General features: G+C 69.0%; 20 protein-coding genes. 17 read left to right on the top strand and 3 right to left on the bottom strand.

Going from position 1 to position 23,226, the window contains the following annotated elements; all coding sequences use genetic code 11:
• The first annotated feature begins 29 nt into the window (after positions 1-29).
• The 7 genes from FOY91_RS01765 to FOY91_RS01735 all read left to right on the top strand — a co-directional run bounded on the left by FOY91_RS01765 (position 30) and on the right by FOY91_RS01735 (position 7,483).
• Positions 30-1,181: an acyl-CoA dehydrogenase family protein gene (locus FOY91_RS01765; protein WP_145147494.1), complete on the top strand. Its 1,152-nt coding sequence runs from the start codon at positions 30-32 to the stop codon at positions 1,179-1,181.
• Positions 1,182-1,194: 13 nt separating this feature from the next.
• Positions 1,195-2,403, top strand: a complete 1,209-nt coding sequence (locus FOY91_RS01760) for an acetyl-CoA C-acetyltransferase (RefSeq protein WP_145147493.1) — start codon at positions 1,195-1,197, stop codon at positions 2,401-2,403.
• 68 nt (positions 2,404-2,471) lie between these two features.
• Complete coding sequence (locus FOY91_RS01755; protein ID WP_145147491.1) at positions 2,472-2,843, top strand: c-type cytochrome; 372 nt, start codon at positions 2,472-2,474, stop codon at positions 2,841-2,843.
• 9 nt (positions 2,844-2,852) lie between these two features.
• Positions 2,853-4,115 carry a CaiB/BaiF CoA transferase family protein gene (locus FOY91_RS01750; protein ID WP_145147489.1) on the top strand — a complete coding sequence of 421 codons (1,263 nt, stop codon included), beginning with the start codon at positions 2,853-2,855 and terminating at the stop codon, positions 4,113-4,115.
• Positions 4,105-4,887, top strand: coding sequence for an SDR family NAD(P)-dependent oxidoreductase (locus FOY91_RS01745; protein WP_145147487.1), 783 nt, complete (start codon positions 4,105-4,107; stop codon positions 4,885-4,887). Before FOY91_RS01750 ends, FOY91_RS01745 begins: the two co-directional genes overlap by 11 nt.
• 32 nt (positions 4,888-4,919) lie before the next feature.
• Positions 4,920-5,801: an enoyl-CoA hydratase gene (locus FOY91_RS01740; RefSeq protein ID WP_145147485.1), complete on the top strand. Its 882-nt coding sequence runs from the start codon at positions 4,920-4,922 to the stop codon at positions 5,799-5,801.
• Complete coding sequence (locus tag FOY91_RS01735; protein WP_145147483.1) at positions 5,798-7,483, top strand: acyl-CoA dehydrogenase family protein; 1,686 nt, start codon at positions 5,798-5,800, stop codon at positions 7,481-7,483. The genes FOY91_RS01740 and FOY91_RS01735 overlap by 4 nt, the downstream gene beginning before the upstream one ends.
• 1,227 nt (positions 7,484-8,710) lie before the next feature.
• Here the strand turns inward: FOY91_RS01735 and FOY91_RS01725 are convergent.
• Entirely contained in the window at positions 8,711-9,883 is a 1,173-nt protein-coding gene (locus FOY91_RS01725; protein ID WP_145147480.1) for an acetyl-CoA C-acetyltransferase, read from the bottom strand.
• 157 nt (positions 9,884-10,040) lie between these two features.
• Here FOY91_RS01725 and FOY91_RS01720 point away from each other — a divergent pair, with 157 nt between their 5' ends.
• The 8 genes from FOY91_RS01720 to FOY91_RS01685 all read left to right on the top strand — a co-directional run bounded on the left by FOY91_RS01720 (position 10,041) and on the right by FOY91_RS01685 (position 18,352).
• Positions 10,041-11,057 carry a phosphotransferase family protein gene (locus tag FOY91_RS01720; protein ID WP_238995173.1) on the top strand — a complete coding sequence of 339 codons (1,017 nt, stop codon included), beginning with the start codon at positions 10,041-10,043 and terminating at the stop codon, positions 11,055-11,057.
• Positions 11,054-11,788, top strand: coding sequence for an SDR family NAD(P)-dependent oxidoreductase (locus FOY91_RS01715; RefSeq protein WP_145147476.1), 735 nt, complete (start codon positions 11,054-11,056; stop codon positions 11,786-11,788). Before FOY91_RS01720 ends, FOY91_RS01715 begins: the two co-directional genes overlap by 4 nt.
• A gap of 17 nt (positions 11,789-11,805) precedes the next feature.
• Positions 11,806-13,035: an acyl-CoA dehydrogenase family protein gene (locus tag FOY91_RS01710; protein WP_145147474.1), complete on the top strand. Its 1,230-nt coding sequence runs from the start codon at positions 11,806-11,808 to the stop codon at positions 13,033-13,035.
• A gap of 117 nt (positions 13,036-13,152) precedes the next feature.
• Positions 13,153-14,478 carry an MFS transporter gene (locus tag FOY91_RS01705; RefSeq protein ID WP_145147473.1) on the top strand — a complete coding sequence of 442 codons (1,326 nt, stop codon included), beginning with the start codon at positions 13,153-13,155 and terminating at the stop codon, positions 14,476-14,478.
• A gap of 15 nt (positions 14,479-14,493) precedes the next feature.
• The gene (locus FOY91_RS01700) at positions 14,494-16,032 is read left to right on the top strand and encodes an AMP-binding protein (protein ID WP_145147471.1); all 1,539 of its coding nucleotides are present in this window, start codon (positions 14,494-14,496) and stop codon (positions 16,030-16,032) included.
• A 105-nt stretch (positions 16,033-16,137) separates the two neighbouring features.
• The gene (locus FOY91_RS01695) at positions 16,138-16,830 is read left to right on the top strand and encodes a TetR/AcrR family transcriptional regulator (protein ID WP_238995172.1); all 693 of its coding nucleotides are present in this window, start codon (positions 16,138-16,140) and stop codon (positions 16,828-16,830) included.
• Between the two features lie 84 nt (positions 16,831-16,914).
• Entirely contained in the window at positions 16,915-17,712 is a 798-nt protein-coding gene (locus FOY91_RS01690) for an enoyl-CoA hydratase/isomerase family protein (RefSeq protein WP_145147467.1), read from the top strand.
• Positions 17,713-17,716: 4 nt separating this feature from the next.
• Complete coding sequence (locus tag FOY91_RS01685) at positions 17,717-18,352, top strand: flavin reductase family protein (protein WP_145147465.1); 636 nt, start codon at positions 17,717-17,719, stop codon at positions 18,350-18,352.
• Between the two features lie 23 nt (positions 18,353-18,375).
• Here FOY91_RS01685 and FOY91_RS01680 read toward each other — a convergent pair whose 3' ends face one another.
• Positions 18,376-19,848 carry an aldehyde dehydrogenase family protein gene (locus tag FOY91_RS01680; protein WP_145147464.1) on the bottom strand — a complete coding sequence of 491 codons (1,473 nt, stop codon included), beginning with the start codon at positions 19,846-19,848 and terminating at the stop codon, positions 18,376-18,378.
• A gap of 3 nt (positions 19,849-19,851) precedes the next feature.
• Positions 19,852-21,225, bottom strand: coding sequence for an MFS transporter (locus tag FOY91_RS01675; RefSeq protein WP_238995171.1), 1,374 nt, complete (start codon positions 21,223-21,225; stop codon positions 19,852-19,854).
• Between the two features lie 254 nt (positions 21,226-21,479).
• Here FOY91_RS01675 and FOY91_RS01670 point away from each other — a divergent pair, with 254 nt between their 5' ends.
• Together FOY91_RS01670 and FOY91_RS01665 are read left to right on the top strand one after the other, a co-directional pair.
• Positions 21,480-22,310: an HTD2 family dehydratase gene (locus FOY91_RS01670; protein ID WP_145147462.1), complete on the top strand. Its 831-nt coding sequence runs from the start codon at positions 21,480-21,482 to the stop codon at positions 22,308-22,310.
• Positions 22,304-23,131: an aldolase/citrate lyase family protein gene (locus FOY91_RS01665; protein WP_145147460.1), complete on the top strand. Its 828-nt coding sequence runs from the start codon at positions 22,304-22,306 to the stop codon at positions 23,129-23,131. The genes FOY91_RS01670 and FOY91_RS01665 overlap by 7 nt, the downstream gene beginning before the upstream one ends.
• Positions 23,132-23,226 lie beyond the last annotated feature (95 nt).

The following is a 23,226-nucleotide window of genomic DNA, read 5'->3' as shown; positions in this document are numbered from 1 at the left end:
GCACGACCGGCGGGGAAGGATGCCGAGCGATGGATAGCGAAACGTTCGATCTACTGCGCAACACCGTGCGTCGCTTCGTCGAGGAGCGGTTGATCCCGGCCGAGGATCAGGTGGAGCAGGACGACGCCGTGCCCGAGGCGATCGTCTCGGAAATGCGCGAGATGGGTCTGTTCGGCCTTTCCGTGCCGGAGGAATATGGCGGCCTCGGCCTGTCGATGGCGGAAGAGGCGGGCATCATCCGCGAGATCACGCGCGCCTCCGTCTCGTTCCGGTCGGTGATCGGCACCACCGTGGGCATCGGCAGCCAGGGCATCGTGATCGACGGCACCGAGGCGCAGAAGCGCGAATGGCTGCCCCGGCTGGCCGCCGGCGAGGTGATCGCCAGTTTCGCGCTGACCGAGCCGGAGGCCGGATCGGATGCCGGATCGCTGCGTACCACGGCGGTGCTGGAGGGCGACCGCTACCGGATCAACGGCACCAAGCGGTATATCACCAATGCCCCGCGCGCGACGATGTTCACGCTGATGGCGCGCACAGATCAGGGCGTGAAGGGGTCGGGCGGCATCTCCGCCTTCATCGTACCGGCCGACACACCCGGCATCAGCCTGGGCGCGCCGGACCGCAAGATGGGCCAGCGCGGCGCCAAGACGTGCGACGTGATCTTCGACGACGTGATGATACCGGCCGAGAATATCATCGGCGGCACCCCCGGCCTCGGCTTCAAGACGGCGATGAAGGTGCTCGATCGCGGGCGCATTCACATCGCGGCGGTGTCGCTGGGCATGTGCGACCGGCTGATCGAGATGTCGCTGCGCTACGCGATGGAGCGGCGGCAGTTCGGTTCGCCGATCGCCGACTTCCAGCTGGTGCAGGGGATGCTGGCCGACTGCAAGGTGGACCAGTTGACCACCGAGGCGCTGATGAACGCCACCGCCGCGCGCTTCGACGCGGGCGAGAAGGTGAGCCTCGATTGCTCCGCACTCAAATACTACGCCAGCGAGGCCGTGGGCCGGATCGCCGATCGCGCCGTGCAGATCCACGGCGGGGCGGGGTACATGGCCGAATACAAGGTCGAGCGCTTCTATCGCGACGTGCGGTTGCTGCGGATCTACGAGGGCACCAGCCAGATCCAGCAGACGATCATCGCCAAGGCGATGCTCCGCGCCGCCGCCAGCGCCTGAAGGAGGACTGCCCGTGCGCCGCGCCGCCATCGTCTGCCCCATCCGTACCGCCGTCGGCAAGTTCGGCGGAAGCCTCGCCGCGATCCCGGCGGGCGAGCTTGGCGCGATCGTGCTGAAGGCGCTGGTGGCGCGCACCGGGATCGATCCGGCGCGGGTGGACGACGTCGTGTTCGCGCAGGGCTATGGCAACGGCGAGGCGCCGGCGGTGGGGCGCTGGGCGGCGCTGGCGGCCGGCTTCCCGATCGAGGTGCCCGGCTATCAGCTGGACCGGCGCTGCGGCTCCGGCCTGCAGGCGGTGGTCGATGCCGCGATGATGGTGCAGACCGGGGCGGCCGACGTGGTCGTCGCCGGTGGCGTCGAGAGCATGAGCAACGTCGAATATTATTCGATCGACCATCGCCACGGCGCGCGTTCCGGCTCCACCGTGATGCACGATCGGCTCTCGCGCGGGCGGGTGATGTCGCAGCCGATCGAGCGGTTCGGTGTCATCTCTGGCATGATCGAGACGGCGAACAACCTCGCCGCCGATTACGGCATCAGCCGCGAAGCGTGCGATGCCTATGCGGCGGAAAGCCATCGTCGCGCCGCCGCCGCCTGGGCCGAGGGCAGGTTCGATGACGAGCTGGTGCCGGTGCCGGTGCCGCAGAAGCGCGGCGATCCGGTGATGTTCGCGCGCGACGAGGGCATCCGTGCCGAGGCGACGACGGAGTCGCTCGGCCAGCTTCGACCGATCGAGCAGGGCGGCGTGGTGACGGCCGGCAACGCCAGCCAGATGAACGATGCCGGTGCCGCCTGCCTCGTCGTGGCCGAGGACAAGCTGGCCGAACTGGGGCTGGAGCCGATGGCGTGGTTCCACAGCTGGGCGGCGGCGGGGTGCGAGCCTTCGCGCATGGGCATCGGCCCGGTGCCGGCGGTGGAGCGGCTGTTCCGCCGCACCGGGCTCGGCTGGGACGATATCGGGCTGGTCGAACTCAACGAGGCGTTCGCGCCGCAGGTGCTCGCCTGCCTGAAGGGCTGGGGCTGGGGCGACAGCGAGGAGCAGCGCGCCCGGCTCAACGTCAACGGTTCGGGCATCTCGCTCGGTCACCCGATCGGCGCGACCGGCGGGCGCATCCTCGCCACGATGCTGCGCGAGATGCAGCGGCGCGAGGTGCGCTACGGGCTGGAGACGATGTGCATCGGCGGCGGGCAGGGCATGGCCGCCGTGTTCGAGCGGGCATGAGGGATCAGCGGCGGTTCAGCCCCCGGCGGGCACAAGCGGCGACGCAACGACCCCCTGAGAGGAATGACATGAAACGCTTTGGCCTGCTGGCGGCGACGGCCGCCCTGATGCTCCCGCAGATGGCTCACGCCGCCGGCGATCCGGCGAAGGGCAAGGCGGTGTTCGCCCGCTGCATGGCCTGCCATGCCACCGTGGCCGGGCGCAACGGGCTTGGCCCCACGCTGGCCGGGGTGATGGGCCGCAAGGCCGGCACCGTGCCCGGCTATACCTACTCGACGGCGATGAAGGCGAGCGCGATCACATGGACGCCGGCGGCGATGGACCGGTATCTCGCCGCGCCGCGCACGGCGGTGCCGGGCACGAAGATGATCTTCATGGGCCTGCCGCTGGCGGCCGACCGCGAAAACCTGATCGCCTGGCTGGCGACTCTCAAGAACTAAGGAACGGGGATGGACGGGGCGCGCGCGCTTGACGGGATCAAGGTACTGGATCTTTCGCGGGTGCTCGCCGGGCCGTGGTGCACCCAGATCCTCGCCGATTTCGGCGCCGACGTCATCAAGATCGAGGCGCCGGGGCACGGCGACGACACGCGGAGCTGGGGCCCGCCCTACCTCACCGGCCCCGGCGATACCGAAGACGAGAAGGGCGAGAGCGCCTATTACCTGTCGTGCAACCGCAACAAGCGTTCGGTCGCGGTAAACCTCGCCGATCCGCGCGGGGCAGACCTGATCCGGCGGCTGGCGGTCGAGGCCGATATCGTGGTGGAGAACTTCAAGGTCGGCGGCCTCGCGCGCTACGGCCTCGACTATGCCTCGCTCGCCGCGATCAACCCGCGGCTCGTCTATACCTCGATCACCGGCTTCGGCCAGACCGGCCCCTATGCCAACCGCCCCGGCTATGATTTCGTCGCGCAGGCGATGGGCGGACTGATGAGCATCACCGGCGAGAAGGAAGGCGCACCGCTGAAGGTGGGCGTGGCGATGGCCGATCTCTCCACCGGCATGTACGCCACCGTCAGCACGATGATGGCGCTGCGCCATGCCGAGCGGACCGGGCAGGGGCAGCATGTCGATTGCTCGCTGCTCGATACGCAGATCTCCATGCTGGCCAATCAGGCGCTCACCTATCTCGTCGGCGGCACCTCGCCGGGGCGGCTGGGCAATGCCCATCCCACCGTGGTGCCGTACCGCCTGTTCGACACGGCGGACGGCGCGATCGTGATCGCGGTGGGCAACAACGGCCAGTTCAGGGGGCTGGCGGCGGTGCTGGGCGCGCCCGACCTGGCGAGCGACCCGCGTTATGCCAGCAACGGTAGCCGCGTCATCAACCGCGACGCGCTGGAGGCGCGCATCGGCGAGCTGACCGCGACATGGCCCTCGGTGGCGTTGACCGAGGCGCTGATCGCGGGCGGCGTGCCCGCCGGCCCGGTGAACGACGTGGGCGAGATCCTGACCGATCCGTTCGTCGAGGCGCGTGGCACGGTGCATCGCTTCACCCGCGACGACGGCGTCAGCGTGCCGAGCGTGGCGTTTCCGGGAAAGCTCTCGGCGACACCCGCCGCCTTCCGCCGGATGCCGCCCCGGCTGGGCGAGCACAGCCGGGCGGTGCTGAACGAGTGGCTGGACCTGAAGGATGGCGAGCTGGACTCGCTCGCGGCGGCAGGCGTCATCGCCGATCGCGCGGATGTGAGGGAGACGATGCATGAAGCTTGATTCATCGGTGGCGGCGGTGGTGACCGGCGGTGCCTCCGGGCTTGGCGCGGCGACAGCGCGGGCGCTGGCGGCGTGGGGCGTGAGGGTGGCCCTGTTCGATCTCGACGCCGAACGCGGCGAGGCGCTGGCCGGCGAGATCGGCGGCCTGTTCTGTGCGGTGAACGTGACGGACGAAACCTCGGCGGACGAGGGTTTCGCCAGGGCGCGTGCGGCCCACGGGCAGGAGCGGATCATGGTCAACTGCGCCGGCACCGGCATCGCGGTGAAGACCGCGAGCCGCGACCGGGCGACCGGCGAGACGAAGCATCATCCGCTGGATGCCTTCGAGCGCGTGTTGCAGATCAACCTGATCGGCACGTTCCGTTGCACGGCGAAATCGGCGCGCGGCATGCTGGACCTGACCCCGACCGAGGAAGGCGCGCGCGGCGTGATCGTCAACACCGCCAGTTCGGCGGCGGAGGACGGGCAGGTCGGGCAGGCCGCCTATGCCGCCTCCAAGGGCGGCGTGGTGGCGATGACGCTGCCGATCGCCCGAGACCTGATGAACGACGGCATCCGCGTCAACACGATCCTGCCCGGCATCTTCGATACGCCGCTGATGGGCCGGGCAAGCCAGCAGGTGAAGGACTCTCTGGCCGCCACCGTGCCGTTCCCCAAGCGGTTCGGCCGGCCGGAGGAGTTCGCCCGGCTGGCGCTGGCGATGATCGAGAACGACTATTTCAATGGCGAGGATGTGCGGCTGGACGGCGGCATCCGCATGGCCCCGCGCTGAACGCCGCACCGGCGCTGCGAAAGGATCGACCGATGGAAATCCCGAACGAGGCGCCGGCCGGTGCGACCGCCCCCCGGTTCGTCACCTACGACGTGCGCGAGGGCGTGGCGTGGGTGATGCTGAATCGGCCGCAATATGGCAACGCGCAGAACTACCGCCTGCTCGACGAGCTGGACGGCTGTTTCCGCCGCGCGATCGACGACGATGCGGTGAAGGTGATCGTATTGGGCGGCGAGGGGAAGCATTTCTCCGCCGGCCACGATCTCGGCACGCCGGACAAGGACACGCACCTTCGGCGCGAGCGGGTCGACCTGTGGTGGGATCACACCGACAAGGACGGGGCCGAGCGGCAATATGTGCTGGAGCAGGACGTGTACCTCGGCCTGTGCCGGCGCTGGGCGGCGATGCCGAAGCCGGCGATCGCGATGGTGCAGGGCGCGTGCATCGCCGGCGGGCTGATGCTGGCGTGGGTGTGCGACATGATCGTCGCCGCCGACGACGCCTTCTTCCAGGATCCGGTGGTGATGATGGCGCAGCCGGGCGTGGAATATTTCGCCCACGCCTTCGAGCTGCCACCCAGGATCGCGCGCGAGTTCCTGTATCTCGGCCAGCGGATGCCGGCGGCGCGGGCCTATCAGTACGGCATGGTCAACCGCGTGGTGCCGCGTGCCGATCTGGCGGCGGAGGGGGCGACGATCGCCGCCGAGATCGCGAAAAAGCCCCGGCTGGGGTTGGCGCTGACCAAGCAGGCGGTGAGCTTCGTCGAGGATCTGCGCGGCAAGCGCACCGCGATGGACGGCGTATTCCACATGCACCATTTCGCCCATGCGCAGAACCAGTTGACGAGCGGCAGCCTCGTCGGCGGGGTGAGCCTGAAGGAGATGGCGGCAGCGAACAGGGCAGGATCCGAATGATGGCGAGCGCGGTGATCGAAACGAAGCCGGACGACCTGATCGGCCTGCTGGGGGACGTAGCAAGGGCGGCGCGCGCCTTCGTCGAGGCGGTGAAGCCCGGGGTGCGCGCGCATATCGCGGGCGCGGACGGGCGGATCGATCGCAAGGCCGCCGATCTGGAGCAGCACCGCGTGCATGGCTTCGGCTGGTACGCCTCCTATGCCGAACTGATGGCCGAGGTGGTCGACTGGGCCGAACGGCTGGCGGCCGACGATCGGTTCGGCGAAGTCGAGCGGCTGCTGGCGGGCCTGCTGTTCGCCGAATATGGCGCGCAGTTGCGCGGTGGGCTGCCGATGAACCAGGGCGAGGTGATCCGCCCCGCCGACCTGACCGACGATCCCGCCACGATCGCCCTGCTCGATGCGCCGGCCCTGTTGCGGGTGATCCGCGACGGCGGCACGCAAACTGCCAAGACCCGGATCGCCGAACTGCTCGTCGTGGCGCGCGGGCAGGCGGTGCTGGAGGATGCCGGGCTGGACGAGACCAGCGTGATGATCCGCGACCAGTTCCACGCCTATGCCGCCGAAAAGGTAACGCCGTTCGCGCACGAATGGCACCTGAAGGACGAGCTGATCCCGCTCGACCTCGTCCGCGAACTCGGCGAGATGGGCGTGTTCGGCATGACCCTGCCCGAGCAATATGGCGGGCTGGGCATGGGCAAGACGGCGATGTGCGTCGTCTCCGAGGAACTGTCGCGCGGGTGGATCGGCGTTGGCTCGCTCGCCACCCGGTCCGAGATCGCGGGCGAGCTGATCCTGGGCGGCGGCACCGAGGCGCAGAAGCGGGCATGGCTGCCGGGCATCGCCTCGGCCGCGATCCTGCCGACCGCCGTGTTCACCGAGCCGAACACCGGATCGGACCTCGGCGCGCTCGGGACGAGGGCCGTGCGGGACGGCGCGGATTGGTCGATCACCGGCAGCAAGACGTGGATCACCCATGCGGCGCGGGCCGACGTGATGATGCTGCTGGCGCGCACCGACCCGGCGACGAAGGACCACCGCGGCCTCTCGATGTTCATCGCACCCAAGCCGCGCGGCACCGATGGCGCGGACTTCCCCGCCGAAGGGATGAGCGGCGGCGAGATCGGCGTGATCGGCTATCGCGGGATGCGCGAATATGAGCTGGGTTTCGACGGCTTCGCGGTGCCCGGCGACAACCTGCTCGGCGGCGAGACGGGGCAGGGCTTCCGCCAGTTGATGTCCACCTTCGAGAGCGCGCGCATCCAGACGGCGGCGCGGGCGATCGGCGTGGGGCAGGCGGCGCTCGATGTGGGGCTGGCCTATGCGGTGGACCGCAAGCAGTTCGGCCGCGCGATCATCGCCTTTCCGCGCATCGCCAACAAGCTGGCGATGATGGCGGCGGAGCTGATGGGCGTGCGCCAGCTGACGTACCATGCCGCGCGGCAGAAGGACGAGGGCAGGCGTTGCGATCTGGAGGCGGGCATGGCCAAACTGATCGCCGCGCGCGTGGCATGGGCGGCGGCGGACAATGCGCTGCAGATCCACGGCGGCAACGGCTTCGCGATGGAATATCCGGTGAGCCGGCTGCTGGCGGACGCGCGGATTCTGAACATCTTCGAGGGCGCCGGGGAGATTCAGGCGCAGGTCATTGCGCGGCGGCTGCTGGACGGTGGGGTTAATTGAGGGCTGTGTGACCGGGATTGGTGGTAGGCGGCCATTGCTGTGCTAGTCCTACGACATGCTTCACACCCGCGATCTTGCTGGCACCATCGAGGTTGATGGCCTACGATATGAGTGGGCCGTTCAGCGCGAGCCGCAGTGGTGCACGGTTGACGGCTGGAAAGGCATGACCATAGCTCTCCGCTTACATGATGCCCAACGCGAAGCGATTTTGGAGTTCCCGATGCCATCTGCGCGTCGGTCGAAACTGCAACCGCAACTACGCCGTCCGCAGGTGAACCAGCGTATTATCGAAAACGGAGTGCGCGCTGCCTTGGCGGCCGGTTGGGAGCCCGTCTCTCGCGGGAAGCCAGTCGTATTTGGGGTGGACGCCAACGGCTGCTAAATGGTTCTGCCCGGCCGCTTCGGGCTTCCACTTCGTCCTGCTCGAATGGCGGAAAGTGGTGGTTAGCTGCCGTTCCCGCTCAGCCTTCGGAGCGCTCCCAAAACCATCGGCATGGTGCTGTTCCGATCGGACGGCGAACGACCCGAAAGGCCTCATCACCCTCGCTCGTAACCTTGCACGGCTCAGGCCGAGCCTTGTAGATCACGGAGGTCATCGATCCCGAGGTGACCATGCCCTCCCGGAAGAGTATGAACGCAGCCCAACTTACGGCCCTGTTCGGGCTCCCGCTTGGGAAGTATGACACGCCTAAGAGCCCCACCTGCCGTAGCTGGGCTTGTATTTCTTTAAGCCCTTCCTCTCCACCGAAAGAGCAGTGCGCGGGCTCTGCGCCACCGTCGCTTCCATCCGCCCAGATGGTGTTATAATCACCGGAACGGCGCGGCTGACACGTCCGCAGGAGCACGATCACCTTGTGGAGGCGCGGAATTGCACCGGGTAGCCAATCGCGTGCCTCAGTGTCGCTGGCCTTCCATCCTTCAGCGCAACTGGTGGTCGCCAAGATGCACAGCGAGGCGAGCAGTGTTACGGCTAACCGCGAATGGGGAGGTATCATGCAGCCCAACTTGCATGAAGTCTGAATGGCGGCAACTGGGCGACAGCGGCCGTTGCTGATCGGATTACACAAGTAGGTAATTCGTCATCTTGAACTCGATTCAGGACCATGCAGTACGCCGTGTCCGTCTCTAACGTCTGCGTGTGTTCGAGGAGCGCATGGATACTGAATTGGGTTCAGGATGACGTCGTGGGGGCGGGCGGCTGAGTGCCGCCCCCCCCCCCGACGCCCGTTACGGCCGCTCCACGATCGTCACGTTGGCCATGCCGCCAGCTTCGCACATCGTTTGCAAGCCGTAGCGACCGCCGGTCTGGTGCAAGGCGGAGATCAGCGTCGCCATCAGCTTCGCGCCGCTCGCGCCGAGCGGGTGGCCCAGCGCGATCGCGCCGCCGTTGATGTTGAGTTTCGCCGGGTCGGCGCCGGTTTCTTGCAGCCATGCCAGCGGCACGGGGGCGAAGGCCTCGTTCACCTCGTACAGGTCGATGTCGTCGATCGTCATGCCGGCCTTCGCCAGTGCGCGGGCGGTGGCGGCGATCGGGGTGTCGAGCATGATGCGGGCGTCGCCGCCGAGCACGCTCATGTGGTGGATTCGGGCGAGCGGGGTGGCGCCGGTCGCCTTCAACCCGGCCTCGCTGCATACGAGCAGGGCGGCGGCGCCGTCGCAGATCTGGCTGGCGTTGGCGGCGGTGATGCGGCCGCCCTCCTGCAACGTCTTCACGCTGCCGATCTTTTCCAGCGTGGAGCCGGGGCGGATGCCCTCGTCGCGATCGTGCATCGCGGTGGTGCCGTCCTCCAGCGTGATCGCCAGCGGCACGATCTCGTCGGCGAAGCGGCCGGCATCGGCGGCGGCGGCTGCCTTGTCGTGGCTTTCCAGCGCGAAGCGGTCGAGCGTCTCGCGGTCCATGCCGTACTTCCCGGCCAGCATCTCCGCGCCGGAGAACTGACTGAACGGCTCCGGGCCGAAGCGCGTGTCGAGGCCGGGGCTGCGATAGGTGCCGAAGCCGTGCTTGGCGGCGAGCGTCCACGGCAGGCCCATCGGCACGCGCGTCATCGACTCGACGCCGGCCGCGATCACCACATCCTGTAACCCGGCCATCACCGTGGCGGCGGCGAAGTGGAGCGCCTGCTGCGAGGAGCCGCACTGGCGATCGACGGTGGTGCCGGGCACGGTATCGGGGAAGCCTGCGGCGAGCGCGGCGTAGCGGCCGATATTCGCGCCCTGCTCGCCACCTGGGCACGCGCAGCCCATGATGACATCCTCGACGAGCGCGGGATCGGCACCGGCGCGATCGACGACGGCGCGCAGGATAGCGCCGGCGAGGTCGGTCGGGTGCCATCCGGCCATCCGCCCGCCCCGGCGGCCACCGGCGCTGCGCGCGATCGCGGCGATATATGCATCTGCCATGTGCCTCTCCCAATCCTGCACTATCGTATAAAGTTGGCCGTGCCATATCACCTGGATGGGCGGGGATCAATTCTGCGTTATGGGTCAGAATTATGTTGCGCTAACCCCCAGTGGCGGGCATGAACGGGAGGGTAAGCAAGGGGAGGACAGGTCGGCGATGATCGACACCGCGGCGCTCGAGACATGGATGGACGCGCAGGGTGTCGGCAGCGGACCGATCCGCGACGTGGTGCCGCTCGCCGGCGGTACGCAGAACATCCTGCTCCGCTTCGCGCGCGGCGCCGACAGCTACGTGTTTCGCCGACCCCCGGCGCATCCCCGCCCCGAATCGAGCGAGACGATGCGACGCGAGGCACGTATCCTGGGGGCGCTGGAGGGGACGGCCGTACCGCACCCGGCGCTGATCGCGGCGTGCGGCGACGAGGCGGTGATGGGCACGGCCTTCTACCTGATGGCGCCCGTCGAGGGGTATAACCCGGCCTCCGGCCTGCCGCCGCTGCATGCCGGATCGCCGGATATCCGCCACCGGATGGGGCTGGCACTGGTCGAGGGAATCGCGGCGCTGGGGGCGCTCGATCATGTGGCGCTGGGGCTGGCCGATTTCGGCAAGGCCGAGGGGTATCTGGCGCGCCAGGTGGCGCGGTGGCGGCGACAGCTGGACGGCTATGCGGCGACCCCGGAATGGGACGGGCGCGCGGCGCTGGGCGACGTGGACGGCGTGGCCGCGTGGCTCGATGCGAACATGCCGGAAGGCTTCACGCCGGGCATCATCCACGGCGACTATCACCTCGCCAACGTGATGGTGCGCAACGACGGGCCGGAACTGGCGGCGATCGTGGACTGGGAACTGGCGACGATCGGCGATCCGCTGATCGATCTGGGCTGGCTGCTGGCGACATGGCCCGAGCCGGACGGCAGCGGCGGCACGATGAGGATCATGCCGTGGGAGGGCTTCCCCACCGCCGACGAACTGGTCGCGCATTATGCCGCGCGCAGCACGCGCGACCTGTCGGCGATCGGCTGGTATCGCGTGCTGGCGGCGTACAAGCTGGCGATCCTGCTGGAGGGCACCCATGCGCGCGCCTGCGCCGGCAAGGCGCCGCGCGAGATGGGCGACCGGCTGCATGGCCGGGCGGTGGCGCTGTTCGGCCGGGCACGGGGGTGGATGGCATGAACGCACTCGATTTCACCGGCCGCAACGTGCTGGTCGTCGGCGGGTCGAGCGGGATCGGCAACGGCATCGCGCAGGAATTCCGCGCCGCCGGGGCCGAGGTGCACGTGTGGGGGACGCGCGCGTCCGCCACCGACTATGCGGACGAAGCGGGGTCGGACCTGAGCGGCCTCGGCTACACGCAGGTGGATGTCGCCTCGACCGGGGCGCTGTTCGCCGCCCCCGCGCCGTTCGACACGCTGGACGTGCTGGTGCTGTCGCAGGGCGCGGTGCTGTACAAGCGGCAGGAGTTCGCGCCCGAGGGCTGGGACCGGGTGATGGCGATCAATCTCGACAGCGTGATGCACATCTCGCAGCGGTTTCACGGCGCGCTGAAGGCGGCGGGTGGATCGGTGATCGTGGTCAGCTCGGTCGCCTCGATCCGCGCGACGATGGGTAACCCGGCCTATGCCGCCTCCAAGGCGGCGGCGGTGGCGCTGGTGCGGACGCTGGGGCAGGCGTGGGCGCCGGACGGCATTCGCGTCAACGGCTTCGCCCCCAGCCTCGTCGAGACGAAGATGACACGCATCACCACCGAGCATCCCGAGCGGCGCGAGAAGGCCATCGCCAAGATCCCGCTCGGTCGCTTCGGCACGGTGAACGAGATGGCGGGCGTGGCCCTGTTCCTCGCCTCGCCGCTCGCCGGCTATATCTGCGGCCAGACGATCATCGTCGATGGCGGCCTGACCCTCTAGCAGCGGAACACGTCACGATGGACTTCGCATATTCCGACAAGGTGCAGGCGCTGCGCGCGACGCTGGAAGCGTTCATGGACGAGAACGTCTATCCGATCGAGCGCGAGAAATATCACTGGGATCATGACCCGGCGCACCAGTGGACGGTGTGGCCGGGGCTGGCCGGGCTGAAGGCCAAGGCGCGCGAGGCGGGCCTGTGGAACCTGTTCCTGCCGCACGAATATGGCGAATGGTCGCCGGGGCTGACGAACCTCGAATATGCCCCGCTGGCCGAGCTGATGGGGCGCGTGTTCGGCGCGTCGGAGATCTTCAACTGCTCGGCGCCCGATACCGGCAACATGGAGGTGCTGGCGCGCTTCGGCTCGCCCGCCCAGCAGGAACGCTGGCTCAAACCGCTGCTCGCGGGCGAGATCCGCTCGGCCTATGCGATGACCGAACCCGACGTCGCCTCGTCCGACGCGACCAACGTGGCGACCACCATCGAGCGCGACGGCGACGAGTATGTCATCAACGGCCGCAAATGGTGGATATCGGGCATGATGGACCCGCGCCTCGCGGTGCTGATCGTGCTCGGCAAGACGGCGAACGCGGATCGGCCGCGCCACCAGCAGCACACCCAGATCCTCGTGCCGCGCGATACGCCGGGCATCGAGGTGGTCCGCCCGCTGAGCGTGCTGGGCGCCTATCATTCCCCCGGCGGCCATGTGGAGATGCGCTTCGACAACGTGCGGGTGCCGGTCGAGAACGTGGTGCTGGGCGAGGGGCGCGGTTTCGAGATCGCGCAGGGGCGGCTGGGGCCGGGGCGCATCCATCACTGCATGCGGGTGATCGGGCAGGCGCAGCGCGCGCTGGAATATATGGCGCGTCGCGTGGACGGGCGCGTCGCGTTCGGCAAGCGGCTCGCCGATCAGGGCAGCATCCGGCAGGACGTGGCGAAATCGTTCTGCGAGATCGAGATGGCGCGGCTGCTGACGCTGAAGGCGGCCGACGCGATGGACCGCCACGGCAACAAGGTGGCCAAGGATCTGATCGCCGCGATCAAGATCGTCGCGCCGCTGATGGGGCAGACGGTGGCCGACCGCGCGATGCAGGCGTTCGGCGGGCAGGGGGTGAGCGACGACACGCCGATCGCCGGCATCTTCGCCACCAGCCGCTACCTGCGGCTGGCCGACGGGCCGGACGAGGTGCACATGGCCCAGCTCGGCAAGCTCAAGATCGCCGAACTCGCCGCGTTGCCGCAACGCTAGGCCGGATGAGGTGACGCCGACCTCCCGTTTCAGGCTCCATGTGTCGAGCGAAGTCGAGACACGAGGCACCGCGTTTGTGGCGCGCCCCTCGACTTCGCTCGGGGAGAGGCGGGTGATATGACATCCTCTTCCAGCGACGAACCTGCCGGCGGCGCACAGGCGTGGTGGATGGTCGCCGCGCTGTTCCTGATGTACGCCTTTTCGTGGCTGGACCGGCTGATCCTGTCGATGCTGGTGACGCCGATCAAGGTCGACCTGCTGCTCACCGACGTGCAGGTCAGCATGATCACCTCCACCTCGTTCGCCATCTTCTACGCGCTGTTCGGCCTGCCGCTGGGCTGGGCGGCGGATCGCTTCAGCCGGCGCTGGATCATCTTCGGCGGCGTATTGGTGTGGGCCTCGGCGACGGTCGCGTGCGGTTTCGCCCGATCCTACGAGGCGCTGCTGGTCGGCCGCGTGATGGTGGGCGCGGGGGAGGCGGCGCTGCTGCCGGCGGCCTACTCGCTGATCTCGGATGCATTCGCGCGCGACCGGCTGACGCTGGCGACCTCGGTGTTCCAGATGGCGGGCAAGATCGGTTCGGCCGCCGCCTTCGGCCTCGGCGGCATGGCCATCGCCTTTGCCACCGCGCGCGCAGGGATCGACCTGCCGTTCCACGGCCCGGCGCAACCCTGGCAGATGGTGCTGATGATGGCCGGCGCCCCCGGCTTCGTGCTGGCGCTGCTGGTGTTCACCTTTCCCGAGCCGGCGCGGCGCGGCACGTCGGCCGGCGGCGTGCGGGCGAAGGCGGGCAAGGGCGCGATGCGCGCGTTCCTCCGCCAGAACGCTCGGCTGATCGGGCTGATGCTGCTCGGCACCTCCTGCCTGTCGATCTGCGGTTATTCGATGACGAACTGGGTCCCGGCGTTCATCGAGCGGCGCTACGGGCTGGAGCCGGTGCAATATGGCTGGTGGCTGTCCGCGATGAACCTGATCGCGGCCGGTTCGCTGGTGGTGAGCGGCGGGATCGTCGACCGGCTCTACCGGCGCGGCATGGATGACGCCCACCTGCGGTTCTACAGCTGGCTGATCCTCGGCCTGTCGCCGGTGATCCTGTTCACCTTCTTCGCGCCCAACGTGTGGCTGTTCCTCGCCTGCTACGGCGTGGTGCAGTTCATCACCGTGCCGTTCATGGTCTATGTCTCGTCGGTGATGGCGCTGCTCGCACCCAATGCGCTGCGCGCGCAGATGCTGGCGATGTTCCTGTTCGTGTTCACCATCCTCGGCCTCGGCGCCGGCCCGGCGATCGTGGCGGTGCTGACCGACCATGTGTTCCGCGACGAGGCCAAGATCGGCCAGTCGCTCGCGGTGGTGGTTATCGCCGGGGCGACGATCGCCTTCGTCTCGCTGCGGCTGTCGCTGCGCTATCTCGCGCCGGCCGTGGCGCGCAACCGTATCGCCTGAAAGGAAGCCCGGAAGATGTCGCTGACCGTTGCAGGGATCGCGCCGGACGAGCGTGACGCGCTCGCGCTGGCGGACGGGCGGGTGCGCCATAGCTGGAATACCCTGGATCCGGTGCTGAACCGGGCGATCAACGCGATGCGGGCGCTCGACTATCCGGGCGAGCGGCGGGTGGCGGTGTTCGCCCCCAACGCCGCCGAGACGGTGATCGCCTACGTCGCCGCGCTGGAGGCCGGCGTGTCGAGTGCGCCGGCGAGCTATCACCTCAACGAGGAAGAGCTTGCCTACATCCTCGGCGTATTGGGCGCGGCGGCGCTGTTCGTCGGGCCGGAGACGGCGGCGGCCGGGCTGGCGGCGGCCAGGCGGACGGGCATCGATACGGTGATCGGCTGGCGCTGCCCGCCGCAGGACGGGCTGACCGCGTGGGAGGGCTGGCTCGCCGCCGCCTCCGAGGCCGCGCCGCCGGTCGACCAGCCCCCCCGCCCGCACCTGCATTTCACCTCGGGCACCACCGGCCGTCCGAAGGCGACCGAGACGCCGCCGGGCTATTTCCCGCCCGCGCCGGACATGGCGTCGTTCGTCGCGATCCTGCGCACGCGCGCCACGCCGTCGCCGGGGCTGGTGGTCGGCCCGCTCTATCACACCGGGCCGCTGACGATGGTGCGCAGCCTGGCCGGCGGCAGCGCGCTGGTGGTGATGGAGCATTTCGACCCCGAACACGCGCTGGCGCTGATCGAGCGGGAGCGGATCGCCGGATCGGTGATGGTGCCAACCCACTTCCAGCGCCTGCTGGCGCTGCCGGCGGAGGTGCGCGCGCGCTACGACGTATCGAGCATGAAGCGGCTCGCCCACACCGGCGCCGCCTGCCCGCGTGAGGTGAAGCGGGCGATGATCGATTGGTTCGGCCCGGTGCTGGCGGAGGCCTATGGCGGCACCGAGGCGGGGACGACCCACGCGATCGGGTCCGAGGAATGGCTGCGCAAGCCCGGATCGGTCGGTCGCGCGGTGGCGCCGCTGGAAACGGTCGTGATCGGCGAGGACGGCGCGCCGCTCGGCCCGGGCGAGATCGGCCAGCTCTACGTGCGCGATCCGAGCGGGCGCGGCATCGTCTATCACGGCGATCCCGAGAAAACGGCGGCCGCGCATATCGCCCCCGGCGTCTTCACGCTCGGCGAGATGGGCTATGTCGACGACGAGGGCTACGTCTTCATCACCGACCGCGTTTCGGACATGATCGTCTCGGGCGGCGTCAACATCTACCCCGCCGAGGCGGAGCAGGTGCTGCTGCGCCATCCGCAAGTGGCCGACGTGGCGGTGATCGGCGTGCCGGACGCCGAGATGGGCGAGGCCGCTAAGGCGCTCGTCATCCCCGCCGACCCGGTCGCGCCGCCGACGGCCGACGATCTGCGCCGTTTCTGTCGCGAGCATCTCGCCGGGTTCAAGTGCCCGCGCTCCTACGACATCGTCGACGATATCGGCCGGAACGTGATGGGCAAGATCAACAAGCGCGATCTGCGCCGCCCCTACTGGCCATCGGACCGAACGATCGGCGGATGACGTAATCTGCCCGGCCGTGCGGGTTTGACGCATCCTGCCCCCACCTGATAATGAAGTCGGGTAGTATCGGGATGACTGAGTTTGCGTGAATCCGGCGAGAAACCATTGACGTATTCCAGCCCGGCCATCCTTGAGCGGCGGCGGCGCATCCTGGAGGAAACCCGCACGCTGATCGCCGAGCAGGGCATCGGCAATTTCAGCATGAACGAGCTGTGCGAGCGCGCCCACGTCGCCAAACGCACGCTGTACAACGCGTTCCAGACGCGCGAGCGGCTGATCGCGACGGCGATCCAGGAGTATTTCCTCGAGTATCTCAGCCGCATCCAGTATCAGGGCGAGGTCGGCACGTTGCAGCGCAACGTCGAGCGGATCGTCGCGGTCGGTCGGCGCAACCGCAAGATCCGCAACTATATCCGCGCCATCATGGCGGTTTATTTCGGACCGGACGGGGTGCCGGATATCTGGCAGGCGATGCATTCGATCGCGGTGGAATCGAACCTCGAGTGGATCCACAACCTGCAGAAGCGCCGGCAGCTGCAGCCGTGGGTGGATGCCGGGACGCTGGCGAACGATATCGTCCGTTTCGAATATGCGACGATCAACGACTGGGCGCGCGGGCTGATCGCCGACGAGGATTTCGTGCCGAACCTGCTGACCAGCTACCTCACCTTCATGCTGGGCGCCACGCGCGGCGCGGCGCGGTCGGAGATCGAGGAGATGATCCGCGACCTGAGCGAGGGGCGGTTCACTGTTCCCGCCCCGCTGGTGACGCCCATGGAGACACCGGCGTCGGAATGAAATCTATACGGCGGTGCAATTTCGTTTGAGCCACCCCCCCAAAGCGGATAAGCCCTCGGGCAACGGGCAAGAGGGAGCCACCGGATGGGCGAGGATATGCCGCTGTTGTTCGAGCGGACCGCCGACGATGTCGCCATCGTCACGCTCAATCGTCGCCATGCCGTCAATTCGGTCTCGTTCGAGATGTGGGAGGCGTTCGCCACCGCGCTCGACACGCTGGAGCGGGAGACGCCGGCGCGCGGGCTGGTCGTGACCGGCGCGGGCGGTTTCTTCTGCATCGGCGGCGACGTGAAGCTGCCCCCCGCGCGGGGCGAGGGCGCGCTCGCCCCGGCGCAGCGGCTGGAGATGGGCCAGCGCATCGTCGCGCGGCTGCGGCGCCTGCCGATGCCGGTGATCGCGGCGGTGGAGGGCGGGGCGTACGGCATCGGCTGGGCGCTGGCGCTGTCCGCCGATCTGGTGTTCGCCGCCGGCGACGCGAAGTTCGGCGCCCCCTTCATCGATTACGGCACGGTGCCCGATGGCGGCGCGGCGTGGCTCCTCGAACGCCAGCTTGGCCGCTATCGCGCCGCCGAACTGATCCTGTCGGGCCGCACGATCGCCGCCGACGAGGCGGAACGGATGGGGCTGGTCAGCCGCATCGTGGCGAAGGGCACCGCGCTGGGCGAGGCGACCGCGTTCCTTGGCGCCACCGGCAAGGGCAACCGCAAGGCGACCGAACTGGCCAAGCGGCTGATCCACGGCGCGCAGGAGAGCAGCCTCGAAGGCAGCCACGCGCTCGAACTGGCCTATTGCGCGATCTGCCAGACCGGCGACGAGGTGGCGCGCGCACGCGACGCGTTCATCGCGCAAGCAAAGGCGCGGCGCGCGCCGGCAGCGGAGTAAGACGATGCAGTTCGACATGGCCGATCTCCCGTTCGGCAGCCGCTACAAGATCATGAACTCCACGATCACGCCGCGGCCGATCGGCTGGACCGTGACTGTGGACGAGGCGGGCGTGCCCAACTGCGCGCCGCACAGCTTCTTCAATGCGCTCGGCAGCGATCCGGCGATGATCGTGCTCGGGCTGATAAAGGTCGGCGGAAACGACAAGGACACGGCGGCGTATATCCGCGCGCGCGGCGATTTCGTCGTGGCGCTGGTCAGCGAGGCCGATGGCGAACGGATGAACCTGACCGCGATCGATTCCCCGCGCGGCGTGAACGAGCTGGCACTGGCCGGGATCGAGAGTATGCCCGCCGCCCGCGTCTCGGCCCCGCTGATCGTCAGCGCGCCGGTGTGCTTCGAGTGCAAGGTGCTCGATCTGCTTGATTATCCGGGGCAGACGGTGGTGATCGCCGAAGTCCTCGTCACCCACATCCGCGACGAGTTCGTCTCGGATGTGAAGCGGATGCACCTCGATACGCCGGCGATGAAGCTGATCGCGCGCACGCACGGCGCCGGCTGGTATCAGCGCGGCAGCGACCAGTTCCAGATGCAGCGGCCGAGCTACGCCGCGAAGACGGACGGCCACGCGCCCGACTGAGCCGCGCGGCCTATCGGCGCGGGTCAGTCCGTCCGGATCCACACGCTCTTGGTGTTGAGGTAGCTTTCGACATGCTCGAAGCCGCCCTCGCGCCCGTAGCCGCTCATCTTGTAGCCGCCGAACGGCACGGACGGGTCCATCGCGAAATAATGGTTCACCCACACGGTGCCGGCGCGGATGCGGCGCACGGCGGCGTGCGCTTTGGTAATGTCCCGCGTCCACACGCCGCCGGCCAGGCCGAAGCGGGTGGCGTTGGCACGCGCGATCACCTCGTCGAACCCGTCGAACGGGAAGATCGACATGACCGGGCCGAAAATCTCCTCGCGGGCGATCCGCATGTCGTCGGTCACGTCGGCGAACCCCGGGGGCGCGACATAATGGCCGGTGGCGAGCGGGCCATCGGTCAGCCGCCGCCCGCCGGTGACGAGGCGCGCGCCGTCCTCCGGCCCGGCATCGAGATAGGATTGCACCCGCGCATACTGGCGGGCCGACACCAGCGGCCCGATCTGGCTCGCCGGATCGAGGCCGGGGCCGACGCGCAGCGTGTCGGCGAAGGCGGCGACGCGGGCGACGACTTCCTCGTAGATCGGCCGCTCCACGAACAGCCGCGTGCCGGCGGCGCAGACCTGCCCGGCGTTGTTGAACACGCCCATCGCGGCGGCGGGGATCGCGCGCTCCAGATCGGCATCGGCGAACAGGATGTTGGGTGATTTGCCGCCCAGTTCCATCGTCACCCGCTTCACCGATCCGGCCGACTGGCGGATGATCTTCTGCCCCGTCTCGCACGATCCGGTGAAGGTGATCTTGTCCACGTCCGGGTGGTCCGACAGCGCCGAGCCGGTCGCGCCCATGCCGGTGACGATGTTGACGACGCCGGCCGGCACGCCCGCCTCCATGCATAAGGCGCCGAACCGCAGCGGGCTGAGCGAGGCATCCTCCGCCGGCTTCAGCACGATGGTGCACCCGGCAGCGAGCGCGGGCGCGATCTTCCACGCGGCGCTGAACAACGGCCCGTTCCACGGGATGATCGCGCCGACCACGCCGATCGGCTCCTTCACCGTATAGGACAGCAGTTCGACGGCGAAGGAATTGGCCAGCGTCTGGCCGTGGATCGCCGTGGCGAGGCCGGCGAAATGACGCAGCGCGCGCACGACGATATCCTGCATCGCGCGGGTCGAGGTGATCGGCCGGCCCATCTCCAGCGTATCGAGCAGCGCCAGCGGCTCGAAATCGCGCGCGACGAGATCGGCCAGGCGCAGCAGGATCGCCTGCCGCTCGGCCGGTTTCATCCGCCCCCACGCGCCATCGAGCGCCGCGCGTGCCGCCGCGACCGCGCGATCGACATCCTCCGTGCCGCCCAGCGCGACCTGCGCGATCGCCGCGCCGGTGGCGGGGTTCAGCGTGGCGAACGTCTCGCCCGAGGCGGCGGGGACGAAGCGCCCGTCGATCAGCAGTTGCGTGGGGGTCGCGGCGAGCAGCGCGTCATGATCGGTCATCGGTTATCCTTGAGGGGTGGCGAGCGAGCGGCGCATCGTCGCCCCGCCGAGCCGGAACAGCAGCGCCGCCGGCAGCAGCACGGCGATCACGATCAGGATCAGCGAGGTGCCGACCCTCTTCTCGTCGCCCAGCACCAGATCGGTGATGAGGCCGACCAGCACCGGCCCGCCGGCCAGCGCGATGATGCCGGTGACGAGCACGTACAGCGCCGAGACGCGGCCGCGCAGCAGCGGTGGGGTGACGACTTGCACGATCGACGGGCCAAGGCCGGCGGTGGACAGGATCAGCGCCATGAATGCGCCGTAGCAGGCGACCGTGATCCACGGATCGGCGACGAGGAAGGCGGCGATGCCGAACGGGGCGGCGAGCAGCAGCGTCGTCATCGCCCAAAACAGGTGCGCGTCGCGGCGGCCTCGCCGGAACAGCGTATCGACGATCCAGCCATGCACCGGCATCAGTGCGGCGGCACCGATCTGGGTGATGCCCAGCACGACGCCGATCCGCCCCGGCGCCCAGTCGTGGACGCGCACCAGATAGCTCGGCGTCCACAACTGGAAGCCGATCGTGACGGCCTGCGCCATGCCGAAGCCGGCGAACATCGCCACCGCCAGCGGCTTGCGCGCGGCGAGGAAGGCGGCGGCCTCGCCATAGCCCTTGTGGCCCGTGGCGGACTTGCGCCGGCGCGGCGGCTCGCGGAACAGGAAGACGAGGAAGGCGAGCAGCAGCCCCGGCGTGCCGGTGATGATGAACACTTCCTGCCAGGGCTGGAGCGGGCCGAACACCGGCCACACCGAAGGCCCGCCGGCCATCACCGCCGCCACGATCGGCCCGCCGACCAGCAGCACGATACCCGATCCCATCACCCCGCCCATGATGAAGATCGACATGGCCAGCGAGACGCGGTGCGGGGGGAAGCTGTCGCCCACCACCGAATAGCTGCCGGTGCCGAAGCCGGATTCGCCGGCGCCTACCCCGGCCCGGGCGACGAACAGCATCATGAAACTGCTGGCGAGGCCGCACGACGCCGCCGAGATGCTCCACACCGTCACCGAGATGTAGAGGATCAGCCGGCGGCTGTAGCGATCGAGCGCCATGCCCACCGGCAGCGCGCAGATGCAGAACAGGATCGCGAAGGCCGGCCCCTGCAACAGGCTGATCTGGAGATCGGACAGCTTCAGGTCGGCTTTGATCGGGCCGACCATCAGCGCCATGATGTTCCGGTCGGTCAGCGACAGGATATAGAGCAGGAACAGGATGGCGACGGTGAGCCAGCCCATCGCCGGCGTCGGATAGGCCGTCTCCGTCGCGGCGGGCGGCACGGCATCGCCTGACGGGGCATGGCCCGGCGGGGCGGCCGCGAGCGGGGCGGACGACATGGCTCTCTCCTCGGGGCACTTTCTGCACCACAGGTCAATATATTGCATCTCCCGGGGGGCGACCGCAACTGTTTTGGCAGGCCCCCCTGCGGCCGGATACATTTCATTGACAGGCGGGGGCGGTGGTGAAAAGTGCATGTAGGAGCAGAATTGGCAGTGGGGCGACTGCCAGCCGTCCGCACCGGGACGGCGCCTGTTCCGGCAAGGCATCGGGCGGGGCGCAACGCACCATCCCCAAACTGGGTGAGACGAGCATGAGCGACGACTTTTCGGCCTGGGTCGGCCGCACCGAGGAGGTTCCGGACAGTCTCGATCCGGCCCGATCCAGTGCGCTGCTGGCGGCGCTGGGCGACGCCACCCGGCTCGATTGCGGCGCGCCGCTGCCGTTGCTCCACCACTGGCTCTATTTCTGGGACGTGCGCCCGCCCGAGGGGCTCGGCATCGACGGGCATCCGGCGCGCGGCGGGTTCCTGCCGCCGGTCGCGTTGCCCCGGCGGATGTGGGCCGGCGGGCGGCTTCGCTTCGTCCGCCCGCTGATCCTGGGGGAACGGGTGACGCGCACCTCGACCATCCTCAAGGTCGAGGCGAAGAGCGGGCGCAGCGGCGACCTCGTGTTCGTGACGGTCGAGCATGTGCTGGCCGGCGGGCAGGGGCCGGCGGTGATCGAGCAGCAGGATATCGTGTACAAGGGGGCCGCGTCGCCGGGGTCGGTCGCCGCGCCAGGTAGCGATGTCGAGCCGGCCGGCGCGGCGTGGCGGCAGGATGTGTTCCCCGATGCCGTCCTGCTGTTCCGCTATTCGGGGCTGACCATGAACGGCCACCGCATCCATTACGACCGGCCCTATGCGATGGACGAGGAAGCCTATCCGGCGCTCGTCGTCCAGGGGCCGTTGCAGGCCACGTTGCTCGCCGGGCTGGCCGCGCGCCGGCTCGATGCGCCGATCACGGCGTTCGATTTTCGCGGGCAGCAGCCGGCGTTCGACGGCACCATGTTGCACGTCTGCGGCGCGCCGACCGGCTCGGGGGCGACGCTGTGGACCGAACAGGGCGGAACGAAAAACATGATCGCGACGGTGACATGCTGAACGCGGACGGCGGCGCCGTGCCGCGCAGCTGGCTGTTCACGCCGGGTTCGCGCCCGGATCGCTTCGCCAAAGCGGCGGCCAGCGCCGCCGATGCGCTGATCCTCGACCTTGAGGACGCCGTCGCCGAGGAGCGCAAGGTCGAGGCGCGCGGGCACGTCGTCGCCTGGCTCGCGGGCGCGCCCGCCGTCCGTCAGCGAATCGCGGTGCGGATCAATCCGCTCGGTCGCGGCGTCGGGCTGGAGGATCTGGTGGCCCTGTCCCGCCTCGCACGCGCGCCGGACTATGTGCTCGTGCCGAAGGCGGAGGAGCCGGCCGAACTGGCACTGGCGGCCCGCGTACTGGAAGAGGCGGGGTCCGCCGCGCGACTGGCCGCGCTGGTGGAATCGGCGCGCGGCGTGGCGCGCGCCGCCGACATCGCCGGGGCGACTCCGCGCCTCGTCGCGCTGCTGTTCGGCGCGGCCGACTATGCCGCCGATCTCGGCCAGAAGGTCGGCGTCTTCCGCCCCGATTTCGCGCGGGCGACGGTAGTGAACGCGGCCGCCTCGGCCGGGATCGCCGCGATCGACTCACCGTTCTTCGCGATCGACGAGCCGGACCGGCATGTCCTCGAATGCCGGGCGGGGCGCGACACCGGCTTCTGGGGCAAGGCGGCGATCCACCCCGCGCAGCTCGACGCGATCGGCACGGCCTTCTCGCCCACCGATGCCGAGCACGACCTTGCCCGGCGGATCATGGCGGCGGCACCGGATGGCGTGGGCGTGCTGGACGGCAAGATGATCGACGTGGCGATGGTGCGCTGGGCGCGGCGGCTGGCCGGGTAAAACCAACCTATCGTGCAATATTCCTTGCGTTCTTCCCCACCGCCCTTCATTCAACGGGCGGGGCGCTGCCCCGATGTCCCGGTCGCCGAAAAGAG

This window comes from Alterirhizorhabdus solaris (genome assembly GCF_007785815.1).
GTDB lineage: Bacteria > Pseudomonadota > Alphaproteobacteria > Sphingomonadales > Sphingomonadaceae > Alterirhizorhabdus > Alterirhizorhabdus solaris.
Note: the sequence above shows the minus strand (reverse complement) of the source record. Positions and strands in the feature narration are given on the sequence as shown.